The sequence below is a fragment of the Tenacibaculum sp. IB213877 genome, assembly GCF_034043975.1.
Taxonomy (GTDB): Bacteria; Bacteroidota; Bacteroidia; order Flavobacteriales; family Flavobacteriaceae; genus Polaribacter.
Genome location: NZ_JAXCHH010000004.1, coordinates 178017 through 200363 on the forward strand (window position 1 = coordinate 178017; position 22347 = coordinate 200363).

At 32.8% G+C, this 22347-nt stretch carries 17 protein-coding genes; 8 read left to right on the plus strand and 9 right to left on the minus strand.

The features are described 5' to 3' along the window. The first annotated feature begins 2 nt into the window (after nucleotides 1-2). A complete protein-coding gene (locus tag SLH33_RS04125; RefSeq protein WP_320417808.1) occupies nucleotides 3-299 on the plus strand; it encodes a hypothetical protein in 297 nt (98 codons plus the stop codon). A 2-nt stretch (nucleotides 300-301) separates the two neighbouring features. Next, nucleotides 302-1864, plus strand: a complete 1563-nt coding sequence (locus tag SLH33_RS04130; RefSeq protein WP_320417809.1) for a PepSY-associated TM helix domain-containing protein — start codon at nucleotides 302-304, stop codon at nucleotides 1862-1864. Between the two features lie 18 nt (nucleotides 1865-1882). Here SLH33_RS04130 and SLH33_RS04135 read toward each other — a convergent pair whose 3' ends face one another. From SLH33_RS04135 to SLH33_RS04145, 3 genes are all read right to left on the minus strand, one after another. Beyond that, nucleotides 1883-2233, minus strand: a complete 351-nt coding sequence (locus tag SLH33_RS04135; protein ID WP_320417810.1) for a hypothetical protein — start codon at nucleotides 2231-2233, stop codon at nucleotides 1883-1885. 217 nt (nucleotides 2234-2450) lie between these two features. Beyond that, entirely contained in the window at nucleotides 2451-4142 is a 1692-nt protein-coding gene (ettA, locus tag SLH33_RS04140; protein ID WP_320417811.1) for an energy-dependent translational throttle protein EttA, read from the minus strand. A gap of 19 nt (nucleotides 4143-4161) precedes the next feature. Beyond that, a complete protein-coding gene (locus SLH33_RS04145; protein ID WP_320417812.1) occupies nucleotides 4162-4338 on the minus strand; it encodes a CAL67264 family membrane protein in 177 nt (58 codons plus the stop codon). 160 nt (nucleotides 4339-4498) lie between these two features. Here SLH33_RS04145 and SLH33_RS04150 point away from each other — a divergent pair, with 160 nt between their 5' ends. After that, nucleotides 4499-5473, plus strand: a complete 975-nt coding sequence (locus SLH33_RS04150; RefSeq protein ID WP_320417813.1) for a hypothetical protein — start codon at nucleotides 4499-4501, stop codon at nucleotides 5471-5473. Further along, nucleotides 5474-6442 carry a hypothetical protein gene (locus SLH33_RS04155; protein WP_320417814.1) on the plus strand — a complete coding sequence of 323 codons (969 nt, stop codon included), beginning with the start codon at nucleotides 5474-5476 and terminating at the stop codon, nucleotides 6440-6442. Here the strand turns inward: SLH33_RS04155 and SLH33_RS04160 are convergent, their stop codons facing one another. From SLH33_RS04160 to SLH33_RS04175, 4 genes are all read right to left on the minus strand, one after another. Next, complete coding sequence (locus SLH33_RS04160; protein ID WP_320417815.1) at nucleotides 6443-8470, minus strand: NADPH-dependent 2,4-dienoyl-CoA reductase; 2028 nt, start codon at nucleotides 8468-8470, stop codon at nucleotides 6443-6445. It abuts the gene before it with no gap. A gap of 103 nt (nucleotides 8471-8573) precedes the next feature. Then, entirely contained in the window at nucleotides 8574-9296 is a 723-nt protein-coding gene (locus SLH33_RS04165) for a pirin family protein (RefSeq protein WP_320417816.1), read from the minus strand. A gap of 4 nt (nucleotides 9297-9300) precedes the next feature. Next, nucleotides 9301-9738, minus strand: coding sequence for a MarR family transcriptional regulator (locus tag SLH33_RS04170; RefSeq protein WP_320417817.1), 438 nt, complete (start codon nucleotides 9736-9738; stop codon nucleotides 9301-9303). Nucleotides 9739-9740: 2 nt separating this feature from the next. Continuing rightward, nucleotides 9741-10271 (minus strand): NADPH-dependent FMN reductase, encoded by a 531-nt coding sequence (locus SLH33_RS04175; protein WP_320417818.1) that lies wholly within the window; start codon nucleotides 10269-10271, stop codon nucleotides 9741-9743. Nucleotides 10272-10423: 152 nt separating this feature from the next. Here SLH33_RS04175 and SLH33_RS04180 point away from each other — a divergent pair, with 152 nt between their 5' ends. Beyond that, on the plus strand, nucleotides 10424-11383 hold the full coding sequence (locus SLH33_RS04180; protein WP_320417819.1) for a bifunctional helix-turn-helix transcriptional regulator/GNAT family N-acetyltransferase: 960 nt from the start codon (nucleotides 10424-10426) through the stop codon (nucleotides 11381-11383). Nucleotides 11384-11656: 273 nt separating this feature from the next. Further along, the gene (locus SLH33_RS04185) at nucleotides 11657-15610 is read left to right on the plus strand and encodes a T9SS type B sorting domain-containing protein (RefSeq protein WP_320417820.1); all 3954 of its coding nucleotides are present in this window, start codon (nucleotides 11657-11659) and stop codon (nucleotides 15608-15610) included. Between the two features lie 106 nt (nucleotides 15611-15716). Here SLH33_RS04185 and SLH33_RS04190 read toward each other — a convergent pair whose 3' ends face one another. Then, nucleotides 15717-17348 carry an isocitrate lyase gene (locus SLH33_RS04190; protein WP_320417821.1) on the minus strand — a complete coding sequence of 544 codons (1632 nt, stop codon included), beginning with the start codon at nucleotides 17346-17348 and terminating at the stop codon, nucleotides 15717-15719. Nucleotides 17349-17428: 80 nt separating this feature from the next. After that, nucleotides 17429-19024, minus strand: coding sequence for a malate synthase A (aceB, locus tag SLH33_RS04195; protein ID WP_320417822.1), 1596 nt, complete (start codon nucleotides 19022-19024; stop codon nucleotides 17429-17431). Nucleotides 19025-19158: 134 nt separating this feature from the next. On the opposite strand from aceB, the gene SLH33_RS04200 reads away from it, so the two are divergent. Next, nucleotides 19159-20637: a helix-turn-helix domain-containing protein gene (locus SLH33_RS04200; protein WP_320417823.1), complete on the plus strand. Its 1479-nt coding sequence runs from the start codon at nucleotides 19159-19161 to the stop codon at nucleotides 20635-20637. A gap of 57 nt (nucleotides 20638-20694) precedes the next feature. Next, nucleotides 20695-22338 (plus strand): acyl-CoA carboxylase subunit beta, encoded by a 1644-nt coding sequence (locus SLH33_RS04205; protein WP_320417824.1) that lies wholly within the window; start codon nucleotides 20695-20697, stop codon nucleotides 22336-22338. Nucleotides 22339-22347 lie beyond the last annotated feature (9 nt).

The following is a 22347-nucleotide window of genomic DNA, read 5'->3' on the forward strand; positions in this document are numbered from 1 at the left end:
ATATGCCTGCAAACAAAAAATATTTATCATCTAATTGGCAACGTTTTTCAAAAATAACTGCTGGATTTATTGGAGGATACTTAGTAACAATTAGTTTACACTTAGCTTTAGCCTTTCTTTTTAATCATACATCTGTTATGATTACCTCAACTTTTACCGGTTTTATTTTGTGGTCTGTTTTAATGATCTTAGCTTTTCTTTCTAAAAATGGATGGAAAATTTGGGGAGTTTACATACTACTTACCTTACTCTTTTCTGTGGCTATCTACCTTGGTAAAACTTACAATCCAATTATATAAAGATGAAAAATAGACCCTATAATATTTTATTTCATACACATACCATTAGCGGTATAATTATCAGTGCAGTTCTTTATGTAATATTTTTTGCAGGTTCTTTTTCTTTCTTTAGAGATGAAATTGTAAACTGGGAACGCAATCACACGGTTGAATATACCGATGATATGACTCTGGATATTGACAGCGCACTAATTGCTCTTGATAAACAGCACAAGCTGTATGGTAGAGATGTAGAATTTAGAAAATACAATATTGAACAAAGAGTTGGAGTATCTTTATCTGCTTCAAAAGACTCTCTAGCGCCTAAAGAAACGAATGTTTCTTCCTATTTATCTATAGATACTAAAGAGTTATCAAATCATACGTATATTAATTCATATACCTTAGGAGAATTTTTATATCGCTTACATTTTTTAGCTCAAATTCCTTATCCATTCGGATATTATTTATCTGGTTTCATTGCTTTCTTTTTCTTATTTGCAATCATAACCGGAATTCTGGTTCATTGGAATAAAATTGTATCTAATTTTTACCAATTTAGGCCGTGGGCTAAACTAAAAACTCTTTGGACAGATGCTCATACAGCACTCGGAGTAATAGGCCTACCTTTTCAATTTGTGTATGCTGTTACGGGTGCTTTTTTTATGATAAAAGCAATACTGGTAGCTCCGAGTGTTATGCTTTTATATGACGGAAATCAAACCAAGTTTTATGAAGATTTGGGTTATGCTCACCCTCATTTTAATTTTGAAAACAACACCTTAAGTACCAATTTCAGTATCAATACATTTACCCAAAAAACAAAAGAATTATGGAAAGATTTTCAGGTATCTGAAATACATATTTTTAATTATGGTGATACCAATATGCATGTTTTAGTTAGTGGTCATTTAAACTATAAAACAAAATTTAACGGAATGGGTGAAGCTATTTATAAAGTGAGTAGCGGTGAACTAATTTCAAAAAAAGAACCTCAACTAAAAACAACCTATTTAGAAGGTGTAAAAAATATTTTATACAGAATACACTACGGAGATTATGGTGGATATGCTTTAAAATTAATTAGTTTTATCTTAGGCATTATTACCTGTGTAGTAATTATTTCTGGTGTTATGATTTGGTTGGTGGCAAGGGACAAAAAACATATTCCGGAGAAAAAAAGACAATTTAATGAATGGTTAGTACGAATTTATTTAGCTATTTGTTTAAGTATGTATCCCATTACTGGCTTATCTTTTATAGCTGTAAAAACATTAGGTAACGGAATGCCTTTTATTTATCGTTTTTATTTCGTGGGATGGTTGTTAATATCATTGTTTTTTATCATCAAAAAAGACAATAAGTTTACAACTAAAAGCTCACTTTTACTTGGAAGCATTTTTGGGTTTCTAATTCCTATTATTAACGGAATTACTACCGGAAATTGGATTTGGACATCTTATTTAGAAAATAAACAACAAATTTTATTTATTGATACGTTTTGGCTTGTATTATCATTCTTAACATTCATTACCTATTTTAAAATAAAAAATAAACAAGCTATAAAAAAGCTCGCTACAAAGTAACGAGCTTTAAATTTTAATTTATGTTTTTTCAATTATAAGTTCTACAATTGTAAAAATAAGCGCTCCATCATTTTGTTTGGTAGAGGTATATTTAATTGTAAACTTTTTACCTTCTAAAGAATCTGTTTGTAATTCAAATTCTTTTAAAACCTCATCTGTAGCTGAATGAAATGCAATTTCATTTCCAGCATCTGTCAAAAATTTGTAACCCTCTTCTTCTGAATATCCCTGATAAACAGCAGTAGTAATTTGCTCTTGATTTGCAACCCAATTAGAACTAAAATTAGTTGTTACATCTGGTGAAGTTGCAAATAACGATATGCTCAATAGCATACAAAAACCTGTGATTGTTTTTACGTAGTTTTTCATTTTAATCGTTTTAAAATTGTTAAAAATTGCTTCTTGTTAATTAACAAGTAAAGATCCGGGGGTAGCTTCAGAAATAAATTGCGCAATTTTCTTGTCTACAAAAACCACAACGCATCTTGTACTTTTTTTATTTCTTTAATTAACTGATTTTTAACATTTTAAATAAAAAAGGTTTGCAAATTTGCAAACCTTTAACATATTTTATTGTTTTTAACAATTATCTAATCAGCTTTTTATACTTAATACGTTTTGGTATTAAATCGCCTCCAAGTCGTTTCTTTTTATTCTCTTCGTATTCAGAGAATGAACCTTCAAAGAAATATACTTCACTATTTCCTTCAAAAGCTAAAATGTGTGTACAAATTCTATCTAAAAACCAACGGTCGTGAGAAATTACCACAGCACAACCTGCGAAGTTTTCTAAACCTTCTTCTAAGGCACGAAGTGTGTTAACATCTAAATCGTTGGTAGGCTCATCTAGTAATAAAACGTTTCCTTCTTCTTTTAAGGTCATTGCTAAATGCAAACGGTTACGCTCTCCACCTGATAAAGTTGAAACTTTTTTATTTTGTTCGCTTCCAGAGAAATTGAATCGACTTAAATAAGCTCTTGAATTCACTTGCTTTCCTCCCATCATTACTAGATCTTGACCTTCAGAAAAGTTTTCCCAAATAGATTTTTCAGGGTCAATATTTGAATGGGTTTGATCTACATAGGCTATTTTAGCTGTTTCGCCCACGGTAAATGTTCCGTTATCTGGAGTTTCTTCTCCCATGATCATTTTGAAAATAGTGGTTTTTCCTGCTCCGTTTGGACCAATAATCCCCACAATTCCTGCTTGCGGAAGATTAAACTCTAAATTTTCATACAATAACTTGTCGCCAAATGCTTTTGAAACTCCTTTTGCTTCAATCACATTGGTTCCTAAACGCGGACCATTAGGAATAAAAATCTCTAATTTTTCTTCTGCTTGTTTTTGGTCTTGGTTCAATAATTTATCATAATTCTTTAAACGAGCTTTTGATTTAGCTTGTCGCCCTTTTGCTCCTTGACGTACCCAGTCTAATTCTCGTTCTAAGGTTTTTTGACGTTTGCTTTCTGTTTTACTTTCTTGTGCTAATCTCTTTGCTTTTTGATCTAACCAAGATGAATAGTTCCCTTTCCATGGAATACCTTCTCCTCTATCTAATTCTAAGATCCAACCCGCAACATTATCTAAGAAATAACGGTCGTGCGTTACAGCAATTACAGTTCCTTTGTATTGCGCTAAATGTTGCTCTAACCAATGTACCGATTCAGCATCTAAATGGTTAGTAGGCTCATCTAATAACAAAATTTCTGGTTCTTGTAATAATAAACGACATAAAGCAACTCTACGACGCTCTCCTCCTGATAGTACCGAAATTTTCTTATCAGAATCAGGAGTTCTTAACGCATCCATAGCTATTTCTAACTTGGTATCTAATTCCCAAGCGTTAGAAGCATCTATCTGGTCTTGTAATTCAGCTTGACGTGCCATGAGTTTATCCATTTTATCTGGATCTGAATACACTTCTTCTAAACCAAACATATCGTTGATTTTGTTGTATTCATCCAAAACAGCAACCACATCAGCTACACCTTCTTTTACAATTTCTAAAACAGTTTTATCTTCATCTAACTGTGGTTCTTGCTCAAGGTATCCAACTTTATAACCAGGAGAAAAAACAACATCTCCTTGATAATTCTTTTCTACTCCGGCAATAATTTTTAATAAGGTAGATTTACCCGATCCGTTAAGACCTAAAATACCAATTTTTGCTCCGTAGAAAAAACTTAAATAAATATCTTTTAAAACTTGTTTTCCAGTACTTTGATAGGTTTTAGAAACCTTATTCATGGAAAAAATCACTTTTTTATCGTCGCTCATTATTTATAAAATTAAAAAGTTACACACGTCCTTTTAGTGCATTAAAAACCCATGCGTTAGCAAAAAAACCAACACCTACAGCTCCAAAACCGTAACCTGCAATTTCGTCATATTTAAAAACTGCCAAGGCAATTAAAAGCATTCCCATTAATATCATAATTAAGGTTGCGTAACCTAATACTGTATTTTTATTCATTTTTTGTAAATTTAAAGTGTAGAAACTTAATTGTTTGTAATTAACTTTACACAAAAGTAGGCTACAAATATCGTTTTTTTATTTTAATTATAATTACCTGTAAACCAACACATGAGTAGTTATATTGTAACAATTTCATTAAAAACATAGTCTTTATAGTATGTGTAAAGTTATAAGCTTATTGTTTTTATTATGGGTTAGTTTTTTTAGTTATGCTAATGATATAATTGAATTTAACTTCCATAATATTCCTATTCGTTTTAGTAATGCTGTAATTGTTAATGAATACTCTACCCGAATTCCTTTTAAATTAGTGGATAGATTAATTGTGATAGAAGGCTCTATAAAGAATAAAAAGGGCGATTTTATTATTGATACGGGATCAGAAACAATGATTTTAAATAAAGTTCATTTTAAAATTCATCCGTATTTAAGAGAAAAGAAAACTAAAACATCTGGTATTTTAAGTATGGTTGACAATCCACTGGAAAAAACAATAAAAAGCTTATCTATAAAAAATTTAACATTAGAGAACCGAAATTCTGATATTATTGATTTATCTCATATTGAGAAAAGCAAAAAAATGAAACTACTGGGTATTATTGGTTTCAATATTTTAAAGGATTATGAAGTTTTCATAGATTTATATTTGAACCAGATAACTTTAACTAAAATTGATAAATCTGGTAATACTTTAGGTAAAGATGTTTATTTAGAAAAAATTGTTGATAGTCTAGATTTTAAACTAAAAAAACACACCATAGTAATTGATGGTTTTATTGGAAAAGAAAACGTTAGATTTGGCTTAGATTCTGGAGCAGAATTCAATCAAATTAACAGAAAAATCAATAAAAGAGCCTTAAAACATTTTTATCCAAAACAACGTGTTAAACTCTCTGGTGCTAGCGGAAAAAAAATTGAGGTGCTTTATGGCAATCTTTTTAGGGTTAACTTGAGTAAAACCATTTATTTTGGCCCCATGAAAACTATTTTAACAAGTCTTCATAATATGAATAAAGCTTTTGGCACAAATTTAGATGGTGTTTTAGGGTATGACTTTTTTGCTCAAAAAAGGGTAATAATTAATTATCAAAAGCAAAAACTTTACTTTATAAAGTATCCTTTACTACGATAAATGAACATTAAATATATTTACATAATTCTACTCCTCTTTAGTTTTGTTACTCTTTCCGGTTTTTCACAAGAAAAATCTGTTAAGGGATATAGAATTGAAGGAGATTATGTAATCTTTACTTTTGATAAAAGAGATTATTCTAAAGCTACTAATGAAAGAACTCATAGACGTTTAGATTTTGATGATTTTAACATTGAAAAAGTAGTTGTAGCTGGTAATTTTAACAATTGGTCTAGAAACCATTGGAAAATGAATAAGATTAATGAATATGTGTATGAATTAAAGAAAAGAATAGATGACTTTAATGATGATTTTAATTGGGAATTTAAGTTTGTGATTAACAACTCTATTTGGGCAGAACCTTCAGAAAAAATAAGTAATATAGTTCCTGCAAAAAATCCTGAGGGATTTAATTTACATACATACAATCTAAAAATGTATAGTGCGTTCCCTTCTAAAACAGGCAATACTCATCTTAAATTAAAAGGCTATAAAAAAGCTAAAAAAGTAATTGTTACTGGTTCTTTTAATAAATGGAATGAAGATCATTTTGAAATGGAAAAGACTGATGACGGTTGGGAATTAACTCTTCAGATGAAACCTGACAGATATGAGTATAGATTTATTGTTGATGGCCATTGGATGGAAGATCCTGAAAACCCAAATAAAGTTCCGAATGAATTTGGAGAACATAACTCTTTAATTGATATACAAGTTGACGTAGAGTTTATTTTAGATAATTTTAAGGATGCGAAACGTGTTATTTTAGCTGGTTCATTTAACAACTGGTCCGAACATTCTTTCCGTATGGAAAGAACAGAAAATGGTTGGATATATAAAACAAAATTATCAGCAGGCAAGCATCACTACAAATATATAGTTGATGGAAAATGGACTGTAGACCCGACAAATCCTGTTAAAGAATTTGACGGGCATGGTCATATAAATTCTGTAAAAATGGTTAGGTAATTATAAACTAGCTGCCAACCTACTTCCTTGGTCAATCGCTCTTTTTGCATCTAATTCTGCAGCAACATCAGCGCCTCCAATAACATGAACAGTAATTCCTTTAGCTTGTAGAGGTTCTAATAATTCTTTAAAAGGAACTTGCCCCGCACATATAACAACATTATCTACAGCAAGTGTTTTTTGTTCTTCTGCCTGAACATAATGTAAGCCTTCATCATCAATTTTAGTGTACTGAACTTCACCTATAAACTGTACGTTTTTCTTTTTTAAATTAGTACGGTGAATCCAACCTGTAGTTTTCCCTAAATTGCCTCCAAACTTTCCCTTACTACGCTTAAACATAAATATTTCTCTTGGAGACGGATGAACTTCTGGTTTCATTCCTTCAATTCCTGCGCGAGCTTCCATGGTTTTATCAATTCCCCATTCTTTTAACCAAGCATCAATATTTTGACTTGTACTTTCTCCTTCATGAGCTAAGTATTCAGAAACATCAAAACCAATACCACCAGCGCCAATTACCGCTACTTTCTTACCCACAGGTTTTTTAAGTTTTAATACATCTATATAACTCAACACCTTTTCATGGTCAATCCCCTCGATTCTTGGGGTTCTTGGCGAAATACCTGTTGCTAACACAACTTCATCAAAATTACCATTAGCTAAATCTTCCGCAGTAACTCTTGTGTTTAACTTAACATTTACCTTATGAAGTTCTAATTGCTTTTTGAAGTATCTAATCGTTTCATAAAACTCTTCTTTTCCTGGAATTTGTTTTGCAATATTAAACTGTCCTCCTACTTCACTTTCACTATCAAACAATGTTACCTCATGTCCTCTTTGTGCCGCTACTGTTGAAGCTGCTAAACCAGCAGGTCCTGCCCCAACAACAGCTATTTTCTTTTTATGTTCGGTCGGATTGTAATTTAGTTCTGTTTCATGACATGCCCTCGGATTTACCAAACAGCTTGCCACTTTTTGTTCAAATACATGATCTAAACACGCCTGATTACACGCTATACAGGTGTTAATTTCATCTTCTTTTTCAGCTTCGGCTTTATTTACCCATTCTGGATCAGCTAAAAACGGACGCGCCATTGAAATCATATCTGCATGTCCTTCTGCCAATACCTTTTCAGCAGTAGTAGGCATGTTGATTCTATTAGAAGTAACTAACGGAATAGAGACTTCTTCTTTCATTTTTTGAGTAACCCATGTAAATGCTGCTCTTGGCACTGATGTAGCTATAGTTGGAATTCTTGCTTCATGCCAACCAATTCCTGTATTAATAATGGTAGCTCCTGCTTTTTCAATTTCTTTTCCTAATTCTACAATTTCCTCCCAAGTACTTCCCTTTTCTACCAAATCTAACATTGATAATCGGTAAATAATTATGAAATTTTCTCCAACAGCTTCACGTGTTTGCTTTACCAATTGTATGGGTAAACGCATGCGGTTTTCATACCTCCCGCCCCAAGCATCATCACGATGATTGGTTCTTTTAGCTATAAATTGATTGATTAAATACCCTTCAGAACCCATAATTTCAACTCCATCATAACCAGCTTCTTGAGCCAATTTTGCTGAATTTACAAAATCTTTAATGGTTCTTTTGATTCCTGATTCTTTTAACTTAAAAGGTTTAAAAGGTGTTATGGGTGATTTTATTGCTGACGGAGCTACGTTTAACGGATGGTATCCATAACGACCTGCATGCAAAATTTGCATACAAATTTTACCACCTTCTTTATGAACCGCCTCTGTAATTACTTTATGATGTTGAGCATGTTTTTTAGTACTCATTCTTGCAGAAAAAGGTGCTGTCCAACCCTGAACATTCGGTGCAATTCCTCCGGTAACAATTAATCCAACTCCACCACGGGCACGCTCAGCATAAAATGTTGCAATTTTATCGTATCCGTTCTTTTCTTCTTCTAAACCGGTATGCATAGACCCCATTAAAATTCTGTTTTTAAGGGTAGTAAAACCAAGATCTAAAGGCTCAAAAATATGTTTGTATTTGCTCATTGTTGTTAGTTTTTGGTTAATTTATTATGCATGCATAATAGTTTGCAAGATACAATTTTTTAAAAATAAAAAAGCCTCGTTTTAAACGAGGCTTCTAACAATCTTAAATTCCAATCATAGGAACTTCAATCATTAACAACTCTGAATATTCGTTTGCTTTTATTTTAAATTCTTGGGTTTGTGATATTCCCAAAGCATCTCGAGTAGTTAATTTCTCTTTATCAACAGTAACATCTCCTGAAATATTCAAAAGATATACACCATGATTTTCTGATTTTATATGGTACGTAAACTCTTTTCCTTCTTCTAAATCTATTCTAGAAATTAAAGCGTCTTGATGAATTTTTAATCCTTTTTTATCATCATCAATAGAACTTACTATAATTTGTTGCTTGTTTTTTCTTTCTTCAGGATTAAATGCCATTTGATCGTATCGAGGCGTTACATCTTCTTTGTCAGGAATAATCCAAATTTGAAAGAGACTTAAATGTTCGTTGGCAGATCCATTTACTTCGGAATGATAAACTCCTGTTCCTGCTGACATTACTTGTACTTCATTGGGTTTTACATACAACCATTCATCTGCCATATTATCTTTATGCTTTAATACTCCTTTTAACGGAATGGTTATAATTTCCATATTTTGATGCGGATGCGTACTAAAGCCCATACTTGGCGCTATTAAATCATCATTCAACACGCGCAAAGCACCAAAATGTAAACGATTTGGATTAAACCAATTGGCAAAACTAAATGAATGTGTTGCCTGTAACCAACCGTGATTTGCGTAGCCTCTTGAGCTTGCTATATGTTTTTCTAATTTCATTTTCTTATCTTATTTTGTCTAATAAATCACTTAATTGTTTCGCTTCTTCATCTGTTAAATTTTTTAAAAGACTTAGATTAAAAGACTGATCAATTTCAGAAAGCAACAACAACCCTTCCTCAGTTATATTTACATACACCACTCTTCTATCCTCTTCACAACGCGTTCTTTCAATTAAATTCTTTTCAAGTAATTTATCCATTAAACGTGTTGCGTTAGGTGCACGTTCAATCATTCTATTTTTTACTGTTTGTACTTTTATTTTATCTCCTGAACCACGTAAAATTCGTAGAATATTATATTGTTGCGGAGAAATACCATACGGTTTAAAAAATTCACTTTCTTTACTATTGATCCAATTAGCGGTATACCTAATATTTATATGTGCTTTTATTCTGTTATTTGGAAATTTTGAATTGATATCTTTAGCAATATCTCCCATAATTATAAAGATTTTTCAAACTTATTTACTGCTGATTTTAATTCGTTTAGGTAAGATTCATCAACTATTTCACCTTCTTTAAAGTTATCATAAAATTTTGATAATGAAAAGGTAGTTATAATGTCAGCTCCTAAAATTGGAAAAGATTTTTCTGCAAAGTTTAATACAGATGCTCCTCCTTTAGCTCCTGGTGAAGTGGCCATTAACAATACTGGTTTTTCTCTAAAAATTTTCAAATTTTTTCTTGAAACCCAATCTATCAGGTTTTTGAAAGCCGCTGTGTAAATTCCATTATGCTCTGACAGTGAAACAATAAAACCATCAAAAGTATCCAATTTATCATTAAACTTTTGTGCAGATTCTGGATATTCTTCTTCTTGCTCTAAATCCACACTAAAAATCGGAAGTGGATAATCATTCAAATCCAACACTTCAAAATTGGTATTTTGCAATTGCTCTCCAGCAAATGTTGCCAATTGTTTATTTATTGATTTTTTACTTAAACTTCCCCCAAATACTGCTACTTTCTTCATGTCTTTTCTTTTTTTAACGATACAAAGGTATAAAATAATAATTTATTTTCCAAGGAATATATTTTCTAGGCGAATTAAAAATTTAAAAATATATGTTTGAATTTATCATTTTTATATAAATTTGCATAAGTACTTATATAATTATTTATAATATGGATGCATTGCAAGGTTTAGGTGAAACAGGAATGGGATCAAGACTCAAAAGATTAAGTGAATATTTAATGAGAGAAACTCAAGTGGTGTATGATGAATTTAATATTGATTTTGATCCGTATTTGTTTCCTACTCTTAAAGTTATTATGAATAAAGAAAAAGTAACGAATACTGAAATCAACTCAAGCTTAAAAACCACTCAACCTGCTACCACACAAGCCATTAACAAACTGGTTAAAAAAGGACTAGTGAATTTAAAAGAAGATAAAAACGATAAAAGAAAGAAGATTATTTCCCTATCAAAAAAAGGAAAAGAATTAATTGAAAAAATGAGTCCGATTTGGAAAAGCATAGAACATACACTTGTAGAGTATACCTCTATAACATCCAATTCATTGGTAGAACATATCAATATTTTAGAGAAAAAATTCGATAAAAAAGATTTTAGTGCAGCAATTATAGAACATGTAAAAATGAACAACAGTAGTAACTTAGAAATTGTAACCTATAAAAATTCTTACGCTAAGAATTTTTATGATTTAAACATAGAATGGCTAACAACCTATTTTTATGTTGAACCTTATGACGAAGAAGTTTTAAGCAAACCGGAAAAGTATATTGTAAACAAAGGCGGGCATATCTTTTTTGCTAAACTCAACAACGAAGTTGTGGGTACAGTCGCTTTAATGCCTATGGAAGAAACAAATGTTTTTGAACTTACAAAAATGGCCGTTTCCCCAAACCATCGCGGACATAAAATAGGGCAACAATTAATGCAACATTGTATTAACTTTTCAAAAGAAAACAAATTTGAAAAACTAGTACTATACTCTAACCGAATTCTTGAAAATGCTATTTATATCTACAGAAAATATGGTTTTGTTGAAGTAGCTATGGAACCAAACTCACCGTATAAACGCGGTGATATTAAAATGGAATTGAAGTTATTAAATAAATAACAACCTGATAACTCTTTAAGGGTATAAATATTTATCGTATTAAATAAGTTTTCCTATACAACTTTTTAGCATAATATTTTAATCTCTATTTGAATATTAGGTATATTTTCTGTATCTTATTATATAATTATTCTTCATTACATTTAATATTTTTATTATCTATTTTAGATAAACCATAATGTGATTAAAAGTTAATAAATTAGTTATTTTTTAATTTTGTTAACTTATTATAAACAATCTGTCACAATTAATATGTAGATTGCAAAAAAACTTATGAAACAAAATAAATTTACTTTAATATTTATTTTATTGCTTTGTTTTAACAGTGGTCTTTTTTCTCAAAATGGTTCACCTATATGTGAAGGGGCAGAACCTATGTGCTCTGATAATACTGGCGTGAAAATTTTTGATAATGTTGATTTTTCAGATGGCGTGCCTGGAGCTGGAACAATAGGCTGTCTTATATCTACTCCTAATCCTTCTTGGTTTTTTATTAAAGTTGATCAAACAGGAGATTTAGAATTCCAAATTGTCCAAAATACTCAATTTGATTCTAATGGAAATGCTATTGGAACTCCTCTAGATGTTGACTTCATTGCTTGGGGTCCATTTAATACATCAGACTCTAACTGTGATAGATTAGCTGAAAATTGTTTTGATCAATTTGGAAACACCATTGAGTGCCCTAATAACACTTCTAATCCTAATTTTTACTTAAATAATATAGACAATACTAATATTATTGATTGTAGTTATGATGGAGCTCCTCAAGAAAACTTTACTATTATAAATGCACAAGCTGATGAGTTTTACATATTACTTATTACAAATTTTAACGGTGCTGACGGTCAAATAAAATTGGAACAAACAAATTTTGGGTTACCTAATTCTGGTACTACAGACTGTTCCATTGTTGCAGGAGAACTTGGTTTTGATCAAGATATCTGTGAAGGCACAATTGTTACTTTAGATGGTACACCTACAACTGGAACTGCTATTTCTTATGAATGGCAAGTTGACACAGGCTCTGGATTTACAACCATAACTGGAGAAACTAATGCAACTATAGAAATAAGTAACAATTTATCTGGTATTTATAAAGTAATCATAACAGATGAAAATAACAATACTGCTACTGATGAGGTTGTTATAACTTTTTATCCTATTCCAATTGCTAACACTGCTAATGACCTATTATTTTGCGACACTGATGGAGACGGCTTCAACATTTTTGATTTACAAGCAGATGTTACTCCTCAAGTATTAGGCACTCAAGATTCTGCTCAATTTGAAGTATTGTATTTCTTAACTCAAGCAGATGCAGATAATAACGTTACGGCTAACGCATTACCTAATCCATATACAAATCCCTCAGCATTCAGCTCACAAACCATTTTTGCTCGTATCCATAATATTGATGCTCCCGATGCTTGCTATGATACCACACAGTTTAATTTAGTAGTTACAGGATATCCTCAACCCTCTCAACCAACCGACTATGCTGAATGTGATGATACTGCTAATGGAGGAGATACTGATGGATTTTTCAATAATTTTATTTTGTCTACTAAAGATATTGAAGTACTAGGAAGCCTATCTCCTACTCAATATTCTGTTTCCTACCACACAACACTTACTGGAGCGCAAACCGATGCTCTTACAGATGTAATTGATAAAAACAACCCTTACCGTAATACCACAGCAAACCAGCAAACCATTTTTGTACGTGTGGAGAATGTAGATAATCCCAATTGTAGTGCTGTTTCTGAAAACGGTACTACCTTTGAACCATTCAATTTAATTGTAAATCCGCTACCAGTTATTACCAATGACCCTGCACAACTTACTCAGTGTGATACAGATGCCGATTTAAATACAAACGTCAATTTAACACAAGCAGAAATCAATATTTCAGCCGATTATACCAACGAAACTTTCATCTACTATCCAACACAAGCAGATGCAATTGCTGACACCAATGCTATTACCAACACCTATTCCTACAATGTTTCTGACGGAGATAGCGTATGGATAAGAACCATTACTTCACAAGGATGTTATCGTATTTCTCAGCTAGATATTACTGTTTCCTATGCAGGTGATGTAGCTTACGACAGGCTTTTTCAAGTATGTGACGACTTCTTAGATACTGACGGAAATGATACTGCTAATAATAACGATACCGATGGTATTTCTTATTTTGACATCAGCGATGCTGAAAATGAAGTAAAAGCACTTTTTCCTGTGACTATCCAACAAGATCTAGACATACTTTTCTTTGAAACTATAGCCGATAGAGATGCGGTTATCAATCAAATAACCGATTTAGCAAATTACAGAAATACGAATGTTCCTGCTACAACACAACAACCTATTTACATTAAAATTATAAATACAGTAAACAATGATTGTACAGGTATTGGTCAACTCTATATCTTAGCGCAACCCGTTCCCGAAGCTAATCCTGTTAACAACATTACCCTCTGTGATGATTTTGATAGTGGAAGTTATACTGATGGAGAAAATGTCGGTATCGATTTAACAACACAAAACTCAGGTATCTTAGGAACTCAAAACCCTGCAGACTATACCATTACTTTTTACACTTCTTCAACTGATGCAAATGTGGGCAACAACCCTATTACTAATGACACCAACTTCAGAAATACTGCTCCTGCAGGTTTTACTGTTGGAGATGTTAGTACACAAACCATATATGTAAGAATTGAAAACAATACAACAGCTTGTTTTAACGATCATCTATCGTTTGATATTGTTATAAATCCACTACCTACTATCAACAATACAATTCAGCCTCTTGAAGTATGTGATACCGGTGCTGTTGATAATGACACACGTAATGGATTAGAACAACAAATCGATTTAAGTGTAAAAGATGCTGAAATCCTTGACGGTAGAGATCCTGCTCAGTTTGAGGTTAGCTATCACACATCACAACAGGATGCTATTGACGGTGTGAATCCGGTAAATAAAATTAGTTATGACAACAACCCTCTTACCACTACGGTAACCGACAATATAGGAGAAGAAACACTATGGATTAGTATTTTAAACAACGTAACCGGTTGTCGTTATGGAATTAACTCATTGCTTATCCGTGTGCAACCTGAACCTAACATCTTACTTACTGATATTTCTAACATATCCGAATGTGATAATGATGATGATAGCGATGATACCAATGGTATTATTCAAACTATCGATTTAACTACTAAAGAAACGGAAATTTTAACAAATTACCCCGTAGCTCAACACGATGATTTTACCATCACCTATCACTTAACCCAAGATGGAGCTATTAATAATACAGATGTAATTCCTGATACAGAAACTAGTGCATATACCAATATCAGCAATCCGCAACGCATATATATAAGAGTAGTTTACAATGATACAGGATGTGTAAATGATGATACTTTTTTTGACATTATTATCAATCCACTTCCTGATTTTCAGGTAACCTCTCCACAAATTGTATGTTTAAACAATCCTCCGGTAGTTTTACAAGTAGAAAATCCTAACGGAACGTATGATTACATCTGGACAAAAGATACAGATCCTACAGTATTGGGTACAACAGAGCAATTAAATGTGGATGTTGGCGGACACTATCATATAACTGCTACCAATACAACTACTGGCTGTACTCGTACCAGAACTATTATTGTAGAAGAATCTATCATCGCTTCTATTGAAGAAGAGGATATTACTATTATAGATGATTCTAACAACAACTCCATCTCTATCAATAATGAAGATAATAATTTAGGTGTAGGAGATTATGAATTTGCACTTCAAAACGAACAAGGTTTTATTGTACAAAACTTCCAAGACGAACCCTATTTTGAAGGTTTAGAAGGAGGAATATATACCATTTTAGTACGAGATAAAAACGGTTGTGGCCTTGCCCAAATTGAAGTCTCAGTCATTGAATTCCCTAAGTTCTTCACCCCTAATAATGATGGATATAATGACACTTGGACCATCAAAGGAGCTAATACCGATTTTTACCCACAAAGTACTGTTTATATTTTTGATAGACATGGTAAAACACTAGCTAGCTTCCCTATTGATAGTGAAGGATGGAACGGACTCTACAACGGAAAACCACTACCTTCTAACGATTATTGGTTTAACATACAACTTATCGATAACAACGGAAATATCAAAAATAAAAAAGGGCACTTCTCCCTGCTGAGGAAGTAAAAAGCCTTAACATAGAAAAACGCTACCAAATTGGTAGCGTTTTTACTTCAAATTAGAAATATATGTAAACAAACAACTAACTAAAACCCCTACAGTTTTAGTGTTTTTATACTGCTACTGGCTCTTCTTCTGAGCGTGTAGTTGATTTCTTTTTATTTTCAAACTGATTAGAGGTGTTTTTAGATCCTCCCGCTTTTAATGCATTATCTCCTGAAAAGAATGTTTTATGATCATCTCCCAGATCAGAACCTGCCATTCTTTGGTGTTTTACACAAGCTACTCCTTTACGAATTTCTTGTCTTTGCACACCTTTTACATAAGCTAGCATTCCTTCTTCACCAAAATAACCTTCAGTTAAATCATTCATATGTAATGCTGTAGTATGATAGGTTGGAAGCGTAATTAAATGGTGGAAAATACCTGCTTCTTTTGCACCATCCATTTGGAAACTTCGAATTTTCTCATCAGCGCGTTTTGATAATTCAGAAGCATCATAAACAACTTCCATTAAGTTATTTCTGTCATAAGCAGAAACATCTTCTCCTGCTGTTACCATAGCATCGTACACTTGCTGACGGAAATTCAATGTCCAATTAAATGAAGGTGAATTATTATACACTAATTTAGCATTAGGCACTACTTCTCTCACTCTGTTTACCATATGCGCAATTTGACCAACATGAGGCGTTGGAGTCTCAATCCATAATAGATCAGCACCATTTTGTAAACTTGTAATACAATCTAACACCACTCTATCAATGTTTGACCCGTCTTTAAATTTGTACAATCCGTTTGGTAAGCGTACTGGACGAACCAACTTACCATCTCTTTTTAATAATACATCATTATCAGCAACATCTGCCAAAGTAACTTCTTCAGCCTCTATAAAATCTAAATATTTTGAAGCTAAGTCTCCTGGTTCTTTGCTTACCGGTAACTTTTGAGTTAAACCTGCTCCTTCAGAATCTGTTCTGGCAACAATTACCCCATCTTCAACCCCCAACTCTAAAAATGCATATCGAACTGCATTTAATTTTGCTATAAAATCTTCGTGTGGCACCGTTACTTTTCCATCTTGATGTCCACATTGCTTAGCGTCAGAAACTTGATTTTCAATTTGAATAGCACATGCTCCCGCCTGAATCATCTTTTTTGCTAATAAATAAGTAGCTTCTTCGTTTCCAAAACCAGCATCAATATCAGCAATAATAGGCACTACGTGCGTTTCAAAATTATCAATCTCAGCTTGAACATCTTCTCCAGCTTCTAATCTTCTATATAAATCATTAAGCTCTATAGCATCTGCTTGACGCAAGAAATCATAAATTTCTTCAATAAGTGCCGGAACTGCTGTTTTTTCATGCATGGATTGATCTGGTAACGGACCAAATTCTGAACGTAATGCCGCAACCATCCAACCTGATAAGTACAAATATTTTTTATCGGTTGTTTTATAATGCTTTTTAACTGCAATCATTTTTTGTTGTGCCACAAATCCGTGCCAGCAGCCCAAAGATTGTGTATAATTTGAAGGATCTGCATCATATGCCGCCATGTCTTTACGCATGATAGATGCAGTATATTTAGCGATGTCTAAACCTGTTTTAAAACGGTTTTGAGTTATCATTCTTGCAGCGTTGTGAGCACTAACTGCATTCCATGTATTACCGTATTTTTCTTTCAACATTTTTACGGTTTCTAATGCAGAACCATAACTAGCTTGTGCTAAATTTTTCATAATTTTGTGTTGTTATAAGTTATTGATTTATTAATAGCTTGCCCCTTATAATGTTGCCGCATTTTGGGGGCTTTTTCTTTTTATAAATATTGATATGCTGGTAGTGTTAAGAACTCAGTAAAATCTTCAGATACTACCAAATCATCAAATAACTGAATTGCTAGTTCAAACTTTCCGTTTTTAAAAGCCTCTTCTCCTACCAAGGTTTTTATTTTATTTATTTCTGAATTTCTATAACCTTCATACATTGGTCTTGTCAAAGTTCTTCCATCTTCAAGCATCTCTGAATTTTTTATCCATTGCCATACTTGAGTTCTTGAAATTTCTGCTGTAGCAGCATCTTCCATTAAATTATACAACGCTGCTGCTCCGTTACCCGACAACCAACTCTCGATATATAAAATACCTACGTTAATATTTTTTCTGATTCCCTCTTCTGTAATCGTTCCACCAGGTACTTCAACCAATTGTTCTTCGGTGATTGATAAATCTTCCCTTTTATTAGCAATTTGGTTAGCTTCCGGCATATATTCATTAAAAACATCCATCGCTACTTTTACCAATCCTGGATGCGCTACCCATGTTCCATCATGCCCATTTTTAACTTCTTGTAATTTATCATTGTACACTTTAGTAAATGCTTTTTCATTTGCAGCATCATCATTTTTCACAGGAATTTGAGCCGCCATACCTCCCATAGCATGTACGCCACGTTTATGACAACGCTGAATTACACGTAACGAATACGCCTTCATAAAAGGTGAACTCATCGTTACCTGATCACGGTTTGGAACTACAAAGTTTTTATGATTTCTAAATTTTTTGATGTATGAGAAAATATAATCCCAACGCCCACAGTTTAATCCTGCCATATGATCTTTCAACTCAAAAATGATTTCATCTAGCTGAAAACTTGCAGTAATCGTTTCAATTAAAACAGTAGCTTTGATTGTTTTTTGAGGAACTCCAACATACTCTTGAGCAAACACAAAAACATCATTCCACCAACGTGCCTCTAAATAATGCTCAAGCTTCGGTAAATAAAAATAAGTGGCAGAACCTTGCTCTAATAAGGTTTTAATATTATGAAAGAAATACAATCCGAAATCGACTAGCGAACCTGACATTTGCTCACCTTCCACTTCAAAATGTTTGTCATTTAAATGCAATCCTCGTGGTCTAACCAATAAAACTGCTGTTTCATCATTTAGGCTATAGGTTTTATCTTTCACTTCATTATAATACGAAATCGATTTCGTATTTGCATCAAATAAATTTTGCTGACCGTTTAATATGTTTTCAATTGTTGGCGAATTACTATCTTCAAAATCGGCCATAAACGTTTTTGCACCAGAATTTAATGCATTAATAATCATTTTACGTTCCACCGGCCCTGTAATTTCAACTCTTCTATCTAATAAATCTTTCGGAAGCGGAGCACAAACCCAATCTGACTCTCTTACTTCTTTCGTCTCTTCAGGGAAATTTGGATAATTCCCTGCATCAAAATATGCTTGCGTTACCTCTCTATCTTCTAACAATGATAATCTTCTCTTATCAAATTTTTGATGTAACGCAATTAAGAAATCAACTGCTTCTTTTGTTAAAACATTTGCATAGTCCTGCTGATTAAATCCCTTAAAATGAATCCCTTTTGCTATTACATTTGCCTCCATGATGTTGTGTTGTTTTAAAATTACACTACAAGTTTATGAAATAATTTTGAACGCCACAAGCGAACGTTCGCTATTTTTTGTAAAAATTTTATTTTTTTATTGTTCGCTTTTGTTTTTATATTTGATTTATGATTATGGAAGACGACTATATCCGCCTTATTTTCGGGCTTAAACTAAAACAAATAAGAACCGACAAAAAGCTATCTTTATTTGGGTTGGCAAAATTGACAGGTTTATCAAAATCATACTTGAACGAGATTGAAAAAGGAAAAAAATATCCTAAAACAGATAAAATTGTTATTCTTGCTGAAAGTTTAGAAGTTCCTTATGATCATTTAGTTTCTTTGAAACTTGACAAGAACTTAGCTCCTATTGGTGAGATTTTACAATCAAAAATTTTAAAAGAAATTCCGTTAGATCTATTTGGAATTCAAGAAAACAATTTAATCGATATTGTTGCCAATGCTCCTGCAAAAGTCAATGCATTCATCAGCACCATTATTAAAATTGCCCAGAATTATAATCTAACAAGAGAAAGCTTTTTCCTTGCTTCACTTCGCTCCTACCAAGAAGCTCATAACAATTATTTTGAAGATATTGAAGAAAGTGTTGAGAAGTTTGCCAAGGCCTATCAATTAGATTTGAGTAAAAGAATTACTTCTACTGATTTGGAAGAAATTTTGATGGAAGAGTTCAATTATAAAATTGATACCAAAGAGCTTTCTAAACACAAAGATCTAATTGAGCTTAGAAACATTTTCATTCCAAAGAATAAGACTTTATTACTCAGTAATGATATCACTGAAGCCCAAAAAACATTTATTTACGCCAAAGAAATTGCCTATAACTTCTTAGAAATTGAAGACAGACTGTACACTTTTCCGTGGATAAAATTTGACAGTTTTGATCAGGTTTTAAACAACTTTATAGCATCCTATTTTGCTGGTGCATTAATTATCCCAAAAGAAAGTCTATCAGAAAAACTAACCGCTCTTTTTGCACAAGAAGAATGGCAACCTTTGCGTTTACATAAAATTATTAAAAGCTACAACTGTTCAGACGAAACCTTTTATCAGCGTTTGACCAACATTTTACCAAAGGTGTTTAACATCAAAAATTTGTTTTTTTTACGTTTTACACATAAAGACAATTCCAACACTTATAGATTAAGTAAAGAACTTCATATTACTCAGCAACAATCTCCTCATGCCAATAGAAACAATGAACATTATTGCAGAAGATGGATTTCTTTAAAAACCATTGAGGATTTTAAACATTCACCTCAACAAAAATCTGCTTTTGGAATTCAAATTTCATCTTATGAAAACTCCAATAATGAATATTTAGTATTAGCAGCTGCCAACAAAGATCCTTTTAAAAAGGACATTTACAGAAGCATAAGTATTGGATTACTTTTATCTCCTCATTTAAAAAGGAAACTTCAGTTTTTTAAAGAAGATACTTTTAAAAAACGATTGGTAGGCGTTACTTGCGAAACTTGCTCGGTAAGCAATTGCAAAGAAAGAGTTGCCGAACCTTGGCGCTTAGAAAAAGCTTTGAATAACGAAAAAATAGAAAAATCAGTAGATAAAATTATCAAATCATACGAATAGATTTACCATTGATGGTTTTAAGCTATTTTCTTATTTTAGCGAACCAAACAAACAACTATGGACATCAACTTCAACAAGAACGAAGACCACAATAAATTATTAGTTTCTGAATTACGTCAAAAATTAGCCAAAGTAAAATTAGGCGGTGGCGAAAAGCGTATTGCCAAACATCATGAAAAAGGCAAAATGACTGCTCGTGAACGTATTGATTATTTACTTGACAAAAATTCAAATTCCATAGAAATCGGTGCTTTTGCAGGCGAAGGCATGTATAAAGAGCATGGTGGCTGTCCGTCTGGTGGAGTGGTTGTAAAAATAGGGTACGTTAAAGGCAAACAATGTATAGTAGTTGCCAATGACGCTACTGTTAAAGCCGGAGCTTGGTTTCCAATCACCGGAAAAAAGAATTTAAGAGCTCAGGAGATAGCCATTGAAAACAAACTTCCTATTATTTATTTAGTAGATTCAGCTGGAGTATATTTACCTATGCAGGATGAAATTTTTCCGGACAAGGAGCACTTCGGAAGAATTTTTAGGAATAATGCAGTAATGAGCAGCATGGGAATTACTCAAATTGCTGCTGTTATGGGAAGCTGTGTGGCAGGTGGTGCCTACTTACCTATTATGAGCGATGAAGCGTTGATTGTTGATAAAACTGGAAGCATCTTTTTAGCAGGAAGCTACTTGGTAAAAGCTGCTATTGGAGAAAGTATTGACAACGAAACCTTAGGTGGAGCAACAACACACTGTGAAGTTTCTGGAGTTACTGATTACAAAGCAAAAGACGATGAAGACGCTTTAGACAGAATTAAAAGCGTAATGGACAAAATCGGTGATTTTGAAAAAGCGGGATACAACCGCTCAGAAGCTCATCCACCGAGAAAAGATGAAAATGAAATCTTCGGAATTTTACCAAAGGCTCGCAACGAACAATATGACATGATGGAAATCATAGAGCGTTTAGTTGATAATTCTGAATTTGATGAATATAAAGCAGGATACGGACAAACAATTATTACAGGTTATGCTCGTATTGATGGTTGGGCAGTTGGTATTGTGGCTAATCAACGTAAAATTGTAAAATCTAAAGGAGCTAAAACTAAACCAAGTGAAATGCAATTCGGAGGAGTTATTTATTCTGATTCTGCCGATAAAGCTACTCGTTTTATTGCCAATTGTAATCAGAAAAAAATTCCGCTAGTATTTTTACAAGACGTTACAGGATTTATGGTTGGAAGCAAATCTGAACACGGAGGAATTATTAAAGACGGAGCTAAAATGGTAAACGCTGTAAGCAACTCTGTAGTTCCAAAATTTACTATTGTAGTGGGAAATTCTTACGGAGCAGGAAACTACGCAATGTGTGGTAAGGCTTATGACCCAAGATTAATAGCTGCATGGCCAAGTGCAGAATTAGCTGTTATGAGTGGAGCCTCTGCTGCTAAGGTTTTATTACAAATAGAAACTGCCGCTTTAAAGAAAAAAGGCGAAGAGATCACCAAGGAAAAAGAAGCCGAATTATTTGACAAAATAAAGTCTCGCTATGATGAGCAAATCTCTCCATATTATGCAGCTGCAAGAATATGGACAGATGCAGTGATCAATCCGTTAGATACCAGAAAATGGGTTTCTATGGGAATTGAAGCAGCAAATCATGCTCCTATAGAGAAACCTTTTAATTTGGGAGTTATTCAAGTTTAAGTATTTACT